Source organism: Pseudomonas fluvialis, assembly GCF_002234375.1.
GTDB classification, from domain to species: domain Bacteria; phylum Pseudomonadota; class Gammaproteobacteria; order Pseudomonadales; family Pseudomonadaceae; genus Aquipseudomonas; species Aquipseudomonas fluvialis.
The window spans coordinates 30662-44998 of sequence record NZ_NMQV01000021.1; the positions used below are offsets into that span (position 1 = coordinate 30662).

Annotated in this window: 12 protein-coding genes and 2 pseudogenes; 9 read left to right on the plus strand and 5 right to left on the minus strand. The window is 64.6% G+C overall.

The annotated features are described in order from the left end of the window. Nucleotides 1-220: 220 nt before the first annotated feature. Together CFY91_RS11270 and CFY91_RS11275 are read left to right on the plus strand one after the other, a co-directional pair. Nucleotides 221-1048 (plus strand): Tim44 domain-containing protein, encoded by an 828-nt coding sequence (locus CFY91_RS11270; protein WP_093986471.1) that lies wholly within the window; start codon nucleotides 221-223, stop codon nucleotides 1046-1048. A gap of 106 nt (nucleotides 1049-1154) precedes the next feature. After that, nucleotides 1155-1616 carry a hypothetical protein gene (locus CFY91_RS11275; RefSeq protein ID WP_093986472.1) on the plus strand — a complete coding sequence of 154 codons (462 nt, stop codon included), beginning with the start codon at nucleotides 1155-1157 and terminating at the stop codon, nucleotides 1614-1616. Nucleotides 1617-1700: 84 nt separating this feature from the next. Here CFY91_RS11275 and CFY91_RS11280 read toward each other — a convergent pair whose 3' ends face one another. Next, the gene (locus CFY91_RS11280; RefSeq protein ID WP_093986473.1) at nucleotides 1701-2252 is read right to left on the minus strand and encodes a hypothetical protein; all 552 of its coding nucleotides are present in this window, start codon (nucleotides 2250-2252) and stop codon (nucleotides 1701-1703) included. A 143-nt stretch (nucleotides 2253-2395) separates the two neighbouring features. Between CFY91_RS11280 and CFY91_RS11285 the strand changes: the two genes are divergently transcribed. Further along, nucleotides 2396-2809 (plus strand): SMI1/KNR4 family protein, encoded by a 414-nt coding sequence (locus CFY91_RS11285; protein ID WP_093986474.1) that lies wholly within the window; start codon nucleotides 2396-2398, stop codon nucleotides 2807-2809. Nucleotides 2810-2821: 12 nt separating this feature from the next. Here CFY91_RS11285 and CFY91_RS11290 read toward each other — a convergent pair whose 3' ends face one another. Further along, on the minus strand, nucleotides 2822-3478 hold the full coding sequence (locus tag CFY91_RS11290; RefSeq protein ID WP_093986475.1) for a GntR family transcriptional regulator: 657 nt from the start codon (nucleotides 3476-3478) through the stop codon (nucleotides 2822-2824). 185 nt (nucleotides 3479-3663) lie between these two features. Between CFY91_RS11290 and CFY91_RS11295 the strand changes: the two genes are divergently transcribed. From CFY91_RS11295 to CFY91_RS11305, 3 genes are all read left to right on the plus strand, one after another. After that, a complete protein-coding gene (locus tag CFY91_RS11295; RefSeq protein ID WP_093986476.1) occupies nucleotides 3664-5055 on the plus strand; it encodes an aspartate aminotransferase family protein in 1392 nt (463 codons plus the stop codon). A gap of 22 nt (nucleotides 5056-5077) precedes the next feature. After that, complete coding sequence (locus CFY91_RS11300; RefSeq protein ID WP_093986477.1) at nucleotides 5078-6457, plus strand: glutamine synthetase family protein; 1380 nt, start codon at nucleotides 5078-5080, stop codon at nucleotides 6455-6457. Between the two features lie 243 nt (nucleotides 6458-6700). Next, nucleotides 6701-7177: an acyl-CoA thioesterase gene (locus tag CFY91_RS11305; RefSeq protein WP_093986478.1), complete on the plus strand. Its 477-nt coding sequence runs from the start codon at nucleotides 6701-6703 to the stop codon at nucleotides 7175-7177. Nucleotides 7178-7179: 2 nt separating this feature from the next. Here the strand turns inward: CFY91_RS11305 and CFY91_RS11310 are convergent, their stop codons facing one another. After that, nucleotides 7180-8136 carry an L-threonylcarbamoyladenylate synthase gene (locus CFY91_RS11310; RefSeq protein ID WP_093986479.1) on the minus strand — a complete coding sequence of 319 codons (957 nt, stop codon included), beginning with the start codon at nucleotides 8134-8136 and terminating at the stop codon, nucleotides 7180-7182. A gap of 165 nt (nucleotides 8137-8301) precedes the next feature. On the opposite strand from CFY91_RS11310, the gene CFY91_RS11315 reads away from it, so the two are divergent. Then, nucleotides 8302-9195 carry a peptidoglycan DD-metalloendopeptidase family protein gene (locus tag CFY91_RS11315; RefSeq protein ID WP_093986480.1) on the plus strand — a complete coding sequence of 298 codons (894 nt, stop codon included), beginning with the start codon at nucleotides 8302-8304 and terminating at the stop codon, nucleotides 9193-9195. 5 nt (nucleotides 9196-9200) lie between these two features. Here CFY91_RS11315 and CFY91_RS16440 read toward each other — a convergent pair. Next, nucleotides 9201-9893 (minus strand): annotated as a pseudogene (locus tag CFY91_RS16440) (transporter associated domain-containing protein); the annotation flags it as partial. A 15-nt stretch (nucleotides 9894-9908) separates the two neighbouring features. Beyond that, nucleotides 9909-10463: pseudogene (locus CFY91_RS16445) on the minus strand (CNNM domain-containing protein); the annotation flags it as partial. Between the two features lie 229 nt (nucleotides 10464-10692). Between CFY91_RS16445 and CFY91_RS11325 the strand changes: the two are divergent. Together CFY91_RS11325 and CFY91_RS11330 are read left to right on the plus strand one after the other, a co-directional pair. Further along, nucleotides 10693-11664 (plus strand): TAXI family TRAP transporter solute-binding subunit, encoded by a 972-nt coding sequence (locus CFY91_RS11325; RefSeq protein WP_093986482.1) that lies wholly within the window; start codon nucleotides 10693-10695, stop codon nucleotides 11662-11664. A gap of 115 nt (nucleotides 11665-11779) precedes the next feature. Further along, complete coding sequence (locus tag CFY91_RS11330) at nucleotides 11780-14335, plus strand: TRAP transporter permease (RefSeq protein WP_093986483.1); 2556 nt, start codon at nucleotides 11780-11782, stop codon at nucleotides 14333-14335. The last annotated feature ends 2 nt before the right edge of the window (nucleotides 14336-14337 follow it).

Genomic DNA, 14337 nt, shown 5'->3' on the forward strand with positions numbered 1-14337 from the left:
GCGCCTGCGCTATATCTTGCAGAACATAGCGATAGATGACCGGTATGCCAAGCCTGCCGCCTGTCGATGGGGGTCTTTACATGCGGGGCTGCTGGCGCTCTGTTACAGCCTGGGGAATAGGCGCGGACCGGTATAAAATCCCGAAACAGTCTGCTGCTATCCCCGCGCTGCTATGCCCGGCAAGATAGCGCGCGAGAATCACCCACCAAGAGCGACCACCATGCAACGCTTCTTCAGTTTTGCCCTGGCCCTGTGCATCGGCCTGACCATGAGCCTGGATGTCCATGCCAAGCGCCTCGGCGGCGGCAAGAGCTTCGGCTCGGCGCCCAGCCACCAGTCCCAGCCGCTGCAACGTCAACAACAGCCTGCCGCTGCCAACAGCGCCAATGCGGCCCGCCCGGCGGCGGCCAGTGGCGCTTCGCGCTGGCTCGGCCCGCTGGCCGGCATTGCCGCCGGCGGTCTGCTGGCCTCCATGTTCATGGGCGATGGCTTCGAGGGCATGCAGCTGTTCGACATCCTGATCTTCGGCCTGATTGCCTTTGTCATCTTCAAGCTGATTGCTGCGCGCCGTCGCCAGGCCCAACCAGCCATGGCCGGTGGCGTGCCTTATGCCCGCGAGAGCGCCGCCCCGCTGTTTGGCTCGACCGGCAGCCGCCCCGCGGTTCAGCAGAACCTGCCGGCCTGGTTCGACCAGCAGCGTTTCGTCGAGCAGGGGCGTGAGCATTTCCTGGCCCTGCAGCAGCACTGGGATGCCAACGAGATGGAGAAGATCGCCGAGTTCTTCACTCCGCAGATGACCAGCTTCCTGCAGCAGGAGCGTGCCAGCCTGGGCGACGGTTTCCAGTCCACCTACATCGACAACCTGGAGGTGCAGTTCGATGGGCTGGATGACCAGGCCGACAAGACCATTGCCACCCTGACCTTCAGTGGTCTGGCCAAGACCTCGCGTTTCGACCAGGGCGAAGCCTTCAGCGAAAGCTGGCGCCTGGAGCGTCTGCAGGGTGAAAACCAGCCCTGGCTGGTCGCCGGTATTCGCCAGAACGGCTGATCCGCGCCCGCTCCGGCTTACCGACAAGGCCCCGACTGGTTCGGGGCCTTGTGCATTGTGCGCTGCTACAGTTGCAGAAAGGCCCATCATGCGGAGGTGTCGTGCCATGCGTAGCCTGTTTCTGGATACCGAGTTCACCTGTCTCAGTCTCGATCGCCGGCTGATCAGCCTGGCTCTGGTGGGTGCGCAGGGTGACGAGTGCTACATCGAGCTGAACGAGGGCTGGACAGTTGAGGGTTGCAGCGAATTCGTCCAGCAGGTCGTGCTCCCGCAACTGGATCTGGCGCGCAATGGGCACAGCCTGGAGCAGGCGCGAGGGGTGCTGGTGGATTTTCTGCAAAGCCAGGGCGAGGTAGAGATCGTCAGTGATGCGTTGGCCTGGGACTGGCCGCTGCTCCTCGAGTTGCTGGGCCGTGACGGCTTGCCGGCCACGGTGCGTGGCTGCCGCGAGGACGCCCAGTTGCTGGCGGGTGTCGATCCGCAAGCCATTCCCCATCATGCCTTGCTGGACGCACGGTTGATGGCTGGGTTGCCCCTGCACAGCCAGGCCCCCTACGGCATGGAGTAGTCCACAGGGGGACTGGACAGCCCTGTGGATAAGCTGTCAGTGCCTGCCGCTGGCCCACGGTCAGAGCGGCCTGGCGCGCCTTGTTCATTTTTTCGACAGGGCTGCCTGGCGTGCCTGCTCGGCCCACAGCAGGAGGTTTTCGCTGCGTTGCTGGCTGTGTTCCAGGGTCTGCTGCAGGGTTTCTTCGTAGTCGCTCAACCAGCTGCGCGAGCCAGGCAGCATGTTGGCCAGGTCGCGCATGCCGCGCTTCAGGGCCTGCAGCGCTTGTCGGTAGTCGCGTTCCTGGGCCTGCAGCACCTGCGCTACCTGGGCAATGCTGTCGGGGTGCTCGGCCAGGCTGAACACCTGTTGCAGGCGGGCTTCCTGCAGGCTGGCGAGTAGTGTTTGTTGCTCATCGAGGCGCTGTGCCTGGCTCTGCACCTGCTTTTCCAGACTGGCGATCTGTCGGGCCTGGGCCTGCAGCGTGGCCTGGCTGTTGTCGCCGAGTAGATGGATCAGGTTGAACAGCACGGAGCCCAGCATCAGGCTGCCCAGCAGCGCGCTCAGCCCGAGCAGGAACAGGCGGTTACGACGTGCGGCCTGTTCCAGCAGGTCGATGCGCTGTTGTTCCGCGTCGCTGTCGTCGCTGCTACTCATGCGCCCATCCCCCATGCTCAGGCCATGCCTGTCTGTGACCCTAGCAGAATGCCATTATTGCGCCAGCGGATAAGGTTTGAAGCAAGGCGGGCGCCACCGCACACTAGCGCCCCTGTTCCGTCATTAGCCCAGGAGCCTGAAGCGTGGAAGAGATCATCGAGGAACTGCGAGAGCGCAACGAACCGGTGCCGGTGCCGTTGGAACTGCCGGATGAAGAGATGCTGGTGGATGTCCAGGAGCAGATCCTCATCCACCTGCCCTTTGCCCTGCGCGAGTACCTGCTAACGGTCAGTGATGTGGTCTATGGCCGCCTGGAGCCGGTGACCGCCAGCGACCCGCACGCCCATACCTACCTGCCGGAAGTGGCCTCGGTCGCCTGGGATCGCGGCCTGCCACGCGACCTGGTGCCGCTGTGCCAGGACGGCGATGACTACTATGCGGTGGATGCCGAGGGTGAGGTGTTTCTGTGGCAGGCGGCCAGCGGCGAGCTGGCTGAGGAAACCTGGGAAACCGTGTGGCACTGGTGCCGGGATGTCTGGCTGGAGAGCGGCTACTGAGCCGCCTGTGATTCAGCTCGCGGGCTGACTGTCCAGCGCCAGCAGGTTGAGCAGCGCCTGGCCGCAGAAGCTCAGGTCGCGTTCGATGCTGGCACGGGCAGCCAGGGCATCCCCGGCGAGGATGGCCTGCAGGCACTGCTGGTGAAACTCGTTGAGGCGCAGCGATAGGTCGGCGGCAGTGAACAGCTGGTTGAAGAACGGTCCGACCTGGAGCCACAGCGACTCGATCAGGCGCAGCAGCAGCGGGTTGCCGGCAGCCCGGTAGAGGCCCAGGTGAAACTGGCTGTTGTGTTGCAGGTAAGCCTGGACGTCGCGCTGGTCGAGAGCTGCCTGCATGGCCTGGCTGGCCTGCTGCAGCTGTTGCAGGGTGTCGGCATCCATGCGCCGGGCGCCCTCCTCGGCGGCCAGGCCTTCCAGACTCAGGCGTACTTGCAGCAAGTGCCGATAGCGTTCGGCATCCATCTGCGGCACATGCAGTGAACGCTGCGCCTCGCCCTCCAGCGCACCTTCGGCCGCCAGCCGCTGCAGGGCGGCGCGCACCGGCATGGGGCTGGTGCCCCAGGCGGCGGCCAGGTCGCGGATTTTCAGGCGCTGGCCGGGTAGGTAGCGGCCGGCCAACAGATCCGCGCGCAGTCGCTGGTAGAGCTGTTCCTGGAGGTTGCCGGACATGCTCGTCAACAGCCTTGCCAAGGCACAGACGCAGGGCTGGCGATCAATAAAAAAGTGCACATGTGAATTGACCCTGTGATCACAAGCAAGCCTGGATCATAACCTTGAAAGAGTTTTTTTGCCGTGATTGACAGTTATGTGATCACAAATCAGGATGTGTGAAAAAACGAACGAGGTGTTCAGGCATGACTTCCAGTGGCATCAGCAGCCAGGCCGTGGCGCAGTTCTTCGCTGCCGAGCAGGCGCGCTTCCTGCAACGCAACCCGCGCTCGCAGGCGTTGGCCGAGCGCGCTCGCCAATCGCTGTTCGGCGGCGTGCCGATGCACTGGATGGCCGACTGGTCGACGCCCTGTCCGCTGTTCGTCGAGCGCGCCAAGGGGGCGCGTTTCCATGATGTCGACGGCCACGAGTACATCGACTTCTGCCTGGGCGACACCGGCAGCATGTTCGGCCACTCGCCGGAGCCGGTCGCCAAGGCCCTTGCCGAGCAGGCTGGCAACGGCCTGACCACCATGCTGCCCGGCGAAGATGCCCTGGTGTGTGGCGAGCTGCTCGCCGCGCGCTTTGGCCTGCCCTACTGGCAGGTCACGGCCACTGCCACCGACGCCAACCGCTATGTATTGCGCTGGGCGCGGGCGATTACTCAGCGCAATACCCTGCTGGTCTTCGATGGCTGTTATCACGGCACCCTCGATGACGTGATGGTGCGCCAGCGTGATGGGCGCACCCAGCATCGCAGCGGGCTGATCGGCCAGGCCTATGACCTGACCGAGTACAGCCGGGCCATTCCCTTCAACGATATTCCGGCACTAGAGGCGGCACTGGCCCAGGGTGACGTGTGCGCCCTGCTCTGCGAGCCGGCGATGACCAACATCGGCATGGTCCTGCCCGATCCGGGCTTCCTGGAAAAGTGCCGCGAACTCACGCGTAAATATGGCGCATTGCTGATCATCGACGAAACCCACACCATCTCCACCGATATCGGTGGCTGTACTCGCTTGTGGAACCTTGAACCGGACTTTTTCGTGCTCGGCAAGCCGATCGCCGGTGGCGTGCCCTGCGGGGTCTATGGCTGTAGTGCGGAGATGGCCAGCGCCATGCAGGCGGCCCGTCAGCGGGCCAGTGCCGGCAGCCAGGGGCACGGCCATAGCGGCATGGGCACCACCCTGTCGGCCAACGCCCTGGCCATGCACTGCATGCGCGCCAACCTTGAGCAGGTGATGACGGTCGAGGCCTACCAGCACATGCTGCCGTTGGCTCAGCGCCTGGCCGAGGGCTTGCGTCAGGTCATTCGCAAGTATGCGCTGGCCTGGTCGGTGACCGAACTGGGCGCCCGCTGCGAGTTCCAGTTCTGCGCGCGGCCGCCGCGCAACGGCGCTGAGGCCGAGGCGGCCTTCCACGACGAGTTGCAGATGGCCCTGCATCTCTATCTGATCAACCGGGGCATCCTCATCACCCCGTTCCACAACATGACCCTGTGCTGCCCGCAGACCACGGCGGCGGATGTCGACTGTTTGCTGCACACCCTGGAACAGGCTCTGGGCGAGCTGCTGGGCATACCCGGCGCTCGCCTGTAACCCCGCCGCAAAGGATCATCGCATGCACTTCGCCAACCCCCAGGAAGCCCGCGACTTCCTCGCCCAGCACCCCGAGGTGCGCCTGATCGAGCTGATGCTGATCGACGCCAACGGCATCCCGCGCGGCAAGCTGCTGCACCGCGACGAGCTGCTGGCGATCTACGAAAACGGCCGCCCGCTGCCCAGCTCCATCCTCTCGCTGACCATCCAGGGCGAGGACGTCGAGGAAAGCGGCCTGGTCTGGGAAGTCGCCGATGCCGACTGCTGGACCTACCCGCTCGCCGGCAGCCTGACCCTGCAGACCTGGCGTGCCAACCCCACCGGCCAGGTGCAGGTGAGCATGCACCCGACCCAGGGCGCGCCGGCCGCCGCCGGCGACCCGCGGCATGTGCTGGCGCGCGCCATTGAGCGCCTCAAGGCCGACGGCTACCACCCGGTGATGGCGGTGGAGCTGGAGTTCTACCTGCTGGACAAGAACCGCGACGCCAACGGCCGCCCGCAACCGGCCGTGCAGGCCAACGGCGTACGCCCGCAGGCGCCGCAGGTGTATGGCGTGCTGGAACTGGAACAGCAGCAGGCCTTCCTTGATGACCTGTACCGCGCCTGCGAGGCCCAGGGCCTGCCGGTGCGCACGGCGATCTCCGAGTACGCCCCCGGCCAGCTGGAGCTGACCCTGGAGCACCGCTTCGACGCCCTGCAGGCGGTCGATGAGGGCATCCGCTACAAGCGCCTGGTCAAGGGCGTGGCCAACCAGCACGGACTGATCGCCTGCTTTATGGCCAAGCCGTTCAGCGACCTGGCCGGCAGCGGCCTGCACATGCACGTCAGCCTGGCGGACGCCGAAGGCAACAACCTGATGGCCTCGGAGCTTTCCGACCTTGAAGGCGGGCCCGGCACGCTCTTGAGGCACGCCATCGGCGGCATGATGGCCACGCTCAACGATGCGCTGGCGATCTTCTGCCCCAATGCCAACTCCTACCGGCGCTTCCAGGCCAACAGCTACGCGCCGCTGGCCAAGAGCTGGGGGGTGAACAACCGCACCGTGTCGTTCCGCGTGCCCGGCGGCCCGGCCAAGAGCCGCCATGTGGAGCACCGCATCTGCGGCGCCGATGCCAACCCCTACCTGGCCGCCGCAGCGATCCTCGCCGGCATCCATCACGGCATCAAAAACCAGATCGATCCGGGCGAGGCCATCGTCGGCAACGGCTACGAGCAGGCCCGCGAAACCTTGCCGACCGACTGGCTGACCGCGCTGCGCACCCTGGAGCAGTCGGCTTGGGCCAAGGAAGCGCTGGGCGAGGACTTCCTGAGGATCTACCTGGCGATCAAGTGGGAAGAGTTCCGCCAGTTCGTCAGCGAGGTCGGCGAGCAGGATTGGCGCTGGTATCTGGTCCACGCCTGACGGACTTGCCAGGCAGTGAGCGCGCTCCGCGTCTTTACTCTCGGCAGCGCGTAGCTTGCCGGATTGGCGCACGCCTGCGCTGCGATGGTGCATGGGCTGACTCGTGTGGCCAGCCGTGCCTGCGGTAGGTAACGGTTTGACGTATCCCGTGGAATACGGCCGCAAACTTGCATGCAGCCGAGTCGCTGGCCGTTTTCGGTGGCTGGCCTAGTCTTGCGCCTATCCAGCCATCCGAGGGAATCCATGGAATTTGCCAACAACCAGCTGACTATGACCGTGCTGATGACACCGGACAAAGCCAATTTTTCCGGCAACGTGCACGGCGGTACCCTGCTCAAGTACCTCGACGAAGTGGCCTATGCCTGCGCCAGCCGCTACGCCGGGGGCTACGTGGTGACCTTGTCGGTGGATCAGGTGATCTTTCGCCAGCCCATTCATGTCGGCGAGCTGGTGACCTTTCTCGCTTCAGTGAACTTTACCGGGCACAGCTCCATGGAGATCGGCATCAAGGTCATCACCGAGAACATCCACCAGCGCTCCGTACGGCATACCAACAGCTGCTTTTTCACCATGGTGGCCGTGGATGGCGAAGGTCGGCCACAGGCCGTGCCCGCGCTGCAGCCGCAGAACGCGGAAGAGCGCCGGCGCTGGCGCCAGGCCGAGCAGCGCCGGCATATCCGGCGTGAACTGCAGCAGCGTTATGAGGCGCTGGAAGCGTAACGCTAGTCGTTGTCCGGCAGTGGTTGCGCGGCGCGTGCCAGGCGGTCATGCACGGCTTGCCAGGCTTCGCCGGCCGGTGGCAGCTGGATCAGCAGGCGCTGCGCACCGAGGCGATCCAGGCGGTAGAGGGCAGCGTAGAGCTGCCGGGCGTAGGCTTGCGGCTCATTGCCGAGATCGATGGCCGGCCCGGCACTGGGCTGTGCCTGGCCGCACCATAGCCAGGCGCAGGCCGGGTCGGTGAGTGCCTGCGCGGGGGGCTGGCTGAACCTCAGGCTGGGTGTGGCGGGTGCGTAGTGCCGATGGTGCTGGCCGGGTACGCGTAGTTCGCCGGCTGCGCCCAGTTGCAGCGGGCTTTCCAGGACGGCCTGCAAGGTGCTGGGGCCGAGCATGCCGGCGCGCAGCAGGCAGGCGGGCTGATCGGGCAACAGGCTGACGATGGTTGATTCCAGGCCAACCTGGCAGGGGCCGCCATCGAGGATCAGCAGGTCGCTGTCGGCAAACTGCTGGGCCACGTGTTCGGCACAGCTGGGGCTGATCGACATGTAGCGGTTGGCCGAGGGGGCCACCAGGCCGTCGCCGAATTGCTGCAACAGGCGCTGCGCCAGGGGATGGGCGGGCACGCGCAGGGCCACGCTGTCCTGTCCGGCAGTCACCAGTCGGGAAACCTCCGGGCGGGCCGGCAGCACCAGGGTTAGCGGGCCGGGCCAGAACGCCTCCATCAGGCGCTGCGCCTGCGCACTGATGTCTTGTGCCCACTGCGTGGCCTGGCTGGCATCAGCCAGGTGGACGATTAGCGGATTGCTCGGTGGCCGCCCCTTGAGCGCGTAGACCTTGGTTACCGCTGCCTCGTTGCGTGCATCGGCGGCCAGGCCGTAGACGGTTTCGGTGGGCAGGGCGAGCAGCTCGCCGGCTCGCAGGCGGGCGCAGGCAAGATCAAGGTCGGTGGTCAGCTGGGGCATGGCGGGCGCTTCACGGCTGGGTGGAAGCCTATTGTGCCTGTGCCGGCGCGTGCCTGCAGCCCCGCAGGCGTCGTGCGCTGGCGCACAGCCTGTCAGGCTGACGGTCGCCGTCTGGCAGAGTGCCTGCTAGTCTTGCTTATCCCGTCATTTTTCGTGCTTACGCCCATGCTTTCGCGTCTGCTTGCCTTGTCCGCGTTATTGCTGTGCCTGCCGGTGCAGGCGCTGACCATCTACAAATATGTCGACCAACAGGGCGTGGTGACCTATAGCGACCAGGCCGTGCCGGGGGCGCAGGTCTTCGTGTTCCGTGATCGCATGGTCGAACGGCTGGACAATCAGGTGAAGCTGGAAACCCGCAAGCATGCCGGCGGCGAAACCCTGCTGGTGCGCAACGACCTGTTTGCTCCCGTGGAGGTCGAACTGCGCCTCGAGCAATTGCGCAATGTCAGCGGTGCCCCGGAAGAGCCTATTCGCTGGGTGCTGGCACCGCGCAGCCAGATCCGCCTGGCCACCCTTGCCCCGCGCAAGGCCGGGCAGCCGATGGCTTATACACCGCGGCTGCGTTATGCCATGGGTGATCCTCGGTTGGTCCAGCAGCATTATCGCTACCCCCTGCCCTGGCGTGGCGGACCGTTCCGCCTGACCCAGGGACCGGGCGGTAGCTACAGCCACACCGGTCCCAAGGGGCGTTACGCCGTGGATATCGCCATGCCCGAGGGGACGCCGATCGTCGCGGCACGGGCTGGCATGGTGGTGAAGACCGAGAACCGGCAGAGTGGTCGGGGCAACAACCCGTCGGGCAATTTCGTGCGGATCCTCCACGATGACGGCACCATGGGGGTCTACCTGCACCTGATGCGCGGCTCGGTCAGCGTGCGCGAGGGCCAGCGGGTCGCCGTCGGCGAGCAGATCGGGCGCTCCGGGAATACCGGCAACAGCACCGGCCCGCACTTGCATTTTGTGGTGCAGCGCAATGTCGGCCTGGCCCTGGAGTCGATTCCTTTCGACTTTGCCCAGCCCATTGATCGCCTGCCCAACTTTGCCGTGGGTGGCGAATAAGTGGCCTAAGCGGCCAGGGTGACTTTGGCCAGGACGATTTTCGGGCCCTTCATCTTCTTGATACTGATACGCAGGCCGGCCAGCTCGAATTGTTCACCTTCCTCCGGCATGCGCTCCAGGCTGGCGTACAGCAGGCCGGCCAGGGTGTCGGCCTGGATGGCGTCGAGGTCTACGCCAAGCAGGCGTTCCAGCTTGAATAACGGCGTATCGCCGCGAACCAGCAACTTGCCCGGCTGGTAGCTGAGTACGCCGCGTTCTACCTTGCGGTGCTCATCCTGAATATCGCCAACCAGCACCTCCAGCACATCTTCCATGGTCAGGAAGCCGATGGCCTTGCCGTCGGCCTCTTCCACCAGCGCGAAATGCGTACCGCCCTGGCGAAATTGTTCCAGCAGACTGGCCAGGGGCAGGTGACGATGCACACGCTCCAGCGGGCGCAATAGGCTGGCCAGGTCGAACTTGCCTGGGAGCATTTCCAGCAGGGAGAGCTGCAACAACAGGTCCTTGATATGCAGCAGGCCGATGAAGCGCCCGCTGGCTTCATCCCAGACCGGGTAGCGGCTGTAAGTGTGCCGGCGGAACAGCTCGAAGACTTCATGCAAGGCCGCGTGGCTATCCAGGTAAACCAGGTCTTCCCGCGAATTGGCCCAGTCCAGCACTTCCAGTTCGCCCAGTTCGGCCGCCGAGGCCATGACCCGTTGGCTGGCCAGGCTGGCCTGTTCTTCGGTCTGCGCCCGTGCTGTGCGGTAACCCGGGACGATGCCGGCCAGTTGTTGCAGGGCTGTGGCGCTGTGCTCGGCCAGGCGCAACAGGGGCCAGCTCAACAGGTAACAGCCTTGCAGCAGCCAGCCCAGGCGTGGCAACAGGTGTGTGGCCTGGCGGCGCGCCCAGTGGCGCGGCCAGTACAGTACGCCGAGTGCGTACAGGTAGAGCAGGCCTGCCAGCAGCAGGCCCACGAGTACGCCCTGCCAGCTGCTGGCAGCCGGACCCTGGCTGGCCAGGTAGCTGCCGAGGGTGGTGGACAGGCGGCTACCCAACAGCCAACCCAGGGCGATGCTCAGCGCGGCATTGCCGAGACGTCCGGCCCACAGGTAACGCTCGCGCTGGGCCAGCAGTGTGGCCAGGCGGCCCTGGCTGTTCTCGGGTTGTTCCGGGTAGTACTGCAGGCAGTAGCGCGACAGGTTGCAGCAGCCCTGCAAGGCCAGTAGCAGCAGGCTGTACAACAACAGCAGGGCGAGTGGGATGAGTGGGCTGGGTGCAGGATCCATGACGATGGCTGTGTGGTCGACCAGTCAGAACAGTGGCGTTGCTCGCCCAGATTTGCAAGTCATCCGCCGCCTTGATCACGGCGTGGTTGATGCGGCGAAACTGGACTATGGTTGCCGGAGCCTGCCCGTTACAGACTTGCCAGTCAGGTGCTGTGGCTGTTTTACTCTGGCCCGCCAGGCCCACAAGGCCCGGTACAACTCTATCCGCAGAACAAAAGGAGCAATCCCCATGAAAGGCACTCCCCTGGCATGGGTACTGTCCGCAGCCCTGGCGGCAACCACCCTGGGCGGCGCGGTACAGGCCAATGAAAAATTCGTCACCATCGGCACCGGTGGGCAAACCGGCGTGTATTACGTTGCCGGCCAATCGATCTGCCGCTTCCTCAATCGCGGCAACAGCGAGCACGGCTTGCGCTGCAACGCACCGGCCAGCGGCGGTGGCGTGGCCAACGTGAATGGCATCCGCAGTGGTGAATTCAATTTCGGCATCATGCAGTCGGACCATCAGTACAAGGCCATGCAGGGGTTGGCGCCGTTTGCCGCCGAAGGTGCGATGGAAGACATTCGCGCAGTCTTTTCGCTGCAGAGCGAGGTCTTCACCGTGTTGGCCCGGCGTGATGCGCATATCCATGGCCTGGATGACCTCAAGGGTAAGCGCGTGAATATCGGCAATCCGGGCTCCGGGCAACGTGACACCCTGGAAGAAATCATGCGTGAAAAGGGCTGGGACAAGTCCGTCTTTGCCCTGGCCGCTGAGCTCAAGCCGGCCGAGCAGGCCAGCGCACTGGGTGACAACAATATCGATGCCATGACCTATTTTGTCGGCCATCCCAACGGCGCAATCCAGGAGGCTACCACCACGGTGGATGCGGTACTGGTGCCGATTACCGGCGAAGCCGTCGAGCAGCTCCTGGCCAAGGCCCCCTACTTCAGCAAGGCGGAAATCGCTGGTGGCCTGTACAAGGGTAACGGTCAGCCGACCGCTTCGATCGGTGGCAAGGCCGTGCTGTCCACCAGCGCGAAGACCGATGCGGAAGTGGTCTACCAACTGGTCAAGTCGGTCTTCGACAACCTTGAGCGCTTCAAGCGTCTGCACCCGGCCTTTGCCGAGCTGAAGGCCGAGGACATGATCAAGGTAGGCCTGTCGGCGCCGCTGCACGAAGGTGCTGCGCGCTACTACCGCGAACGCGGCTGGCTGTGATCGCCAGGCGGCAGCGGTTTTGCGCTGCCGTCACCCCGCTCTGGAAAAACCCGCAAGCTGAGGCTTCGCGGGTTTTTCCGTTGCCGCGCTGGCGGCTTCTAGAGGTTGCCCTTACATGCAAGACAAACATCTTTCCACCGAAGAGCTGATTGCCCAGGATGTCGGTGCCCGCTTGCCGCAAGGTAGCATGGGACGCCTGATTGCCCTGCTGGCGTTGCTCTGGTCGCTGTTCCAGTTGTGGATCGCCTCACCGTTGCCCTTCAGCCTGGGCTTTGCCGTGTTCAACGATACGGAAACCCGCGCCATTCACCTGGCCTTTGCCTTGTTGCTGGCCTTTTTGGTGTTCCCGGCATTCAAGCGCTCGCCGCGTGATCGTGTGCCGCTGGCGGATATCGCGTTGGGGCTGCTGGCCTGCGCGACGGCTGCCTACCTGTTCATCGCCTATGCCGAGCTGGCGCAGCGTCCGGGTAATCTCACCGACCTGGATCTCTGGGTAGCCTGTCTGGGCCTGCCGTTGCTACTTGAGGCTACCCGCCGGGCCCTGGGCCCAGCGCTGACGGTCATTGCCGCGCTGTTTCTGCTCTACAGCCTGCTGGGACCCTACATGCCGGGCATTCTCGCGCATCGCGGGGTGAGCCTGACAGCATTGGCCAACCATCAGTGGATCACCACCGAAGGGGTCTTTGGGATTGCCCTGGGGGTTTCCACCAGCTTCGTATTTCTCTTCGTCCTGTTTGGTGCGTTGCTGGAGCGAGCGGGTGCCGGCAACTATTTCATCCAGCTGGCCTTCAGCCTGCTTGGTCATTTGCGCGGTGGCCCGGCCAAGGCCGCGGTGGTGGCCTCCGGATTGACCGGGCTGATTTCCGGTTCGTCGATCGCCAACACCGTGACCACCGGCACCTTCACCATTCCTATGATGAAACGCACCGGCTTTTCCGCCGAGAAGGCCGGAGCTGTCGAGGTGGCATCTTCGGTCAACGGGCAGATCATGCCGCCGGTGATGGGCGCGGCGGCGTTCCTGATGGTCGAATATGTCGGCATTCCCTATGTTGAGGTGGTCAAGCATGCGTTCTTGCCGGCGCTGATTTCCTACATTGCGTTGATCTATATCGTCCATCTGGAAGCGCTCAAGCTGGGCCTGCAGGCCTTGCCGCGCAGTGCTCCGCAGCAAACCTGGTTGCGTCGTCTGGCTGGCGTGGCGTTTGGTGCGGCGCTGCTCAGCGGCCTCTCACTGCTCGTCTACTACGGGTTGGGCTGGCTCAAGCCGGCGCTCGGCGAGGCGGCTAGCTGGGGGATTGGCAGCCTGCTGGCGTTGACCTACCTGGCTTTACTGAAAGTGGCGGCGAGTCATCCGCCCCTGCAGCTGGATGACCCGGAGGCACCGCTGGAGCGCCTGCCGGAGACGCGTGCGGTGCTGTTGTCCGGCCTGCATTTCCTGTTGCCGGTGGTGGTGCTGGTCTGGTGTCTGATGGTTGAGCGCTTGTCACCCGGTCTCTCGGCGTTCTGGGGCAGTGTGATGCTGATCATCATCCTGCTGACCCAGCGTCCGTTGCTTAGCTGGCTGCGCGGGGATGGCGGGGCTACCCATGGTGGCTGGTGCGACGGACTGGTCGACTTGCGCGAGGGGCTGATCGCCGGGGCGCGCAACATGATCGGCATCGGTATTGCCACGGCGGCGGCGGGCATCATCGTCGGGGCGGTCTCGCAGACCGGGGTTGGCCTGGTGCTGGCCGATGTGGTGGAGTTGCTGTCGATGGGCAATCTGCTGCTGATGCTGCTGCTCACCGCGCTGTTCAGTCTGATCCTTGGTATGGGGCTACCGACCACCGCCAACTACATCGTGGTATCCAGTCTGCTGGTGCCGGTCATTGTCGGCCTGGGGCAGCAGAATGGTCTGATCGTGCCGCTGATTGCCGTGCATCTGTTTGTCTTCTACTTCGGCATCATGGCCGACGTCACCCCACCGGTGGGCCTGGCGTCGTTTGCGGCGGCGGCGGTATCCAAGGGCGACCCGATCAAGACTGGCCTGGTGGCTTTCTACTACAGCCTGCGTACGGCGGCGTTGCCTTTCCTGTTCATCTTCAATACCGACCTGCTGCTGATTGATGTGGACTTCTGGCATGGCGTGCTGATCTTCCTGGTGGCTACCCTGGCCATGCTGATCTTTGCTGCGGCCACCCAGGGTTACTTCATCGTGCGTAGTCGCTGGTATGAGAGCCTGCTGTTGCTTGTGGTCGCCTTTACCCTGTTCCGTCCTGGGTTCTGGATGGATCGCCTGCATGATCCCTACCAGGACATCGCGCCCACGGCGCTGGTCCAGGCGCTGGGTGACGTGGCAGCGGATAGTCAGTTGCGTCTGCAGGTGCTGGGTGAAAACGAAGTAGGCGATCCACGCCGCTTTACCCTGCTCTTGCCGGTGCCGGAGGGGGCGTCAGGCGAGGAGCGCCTGCAGGCGCTGGGTCTGCAGTTGATCGAGGAGGATGGCCGGCTACTGGTCGACAATGTTGCCTTCGGCAGCCTGGCCGCGCAGCTTGGGCTGGAATTCGACCAGCAGATCCTGGCGGTTCGCGCACCGACTGACCGCTGGGCCAAGGAGTGGATGTGGCTGCCAGGACTGGCCTTGCTGGGGCTGCTGGTGTGGCTGCAATGGCGGCGGCGTCCCCGCCACTGAGT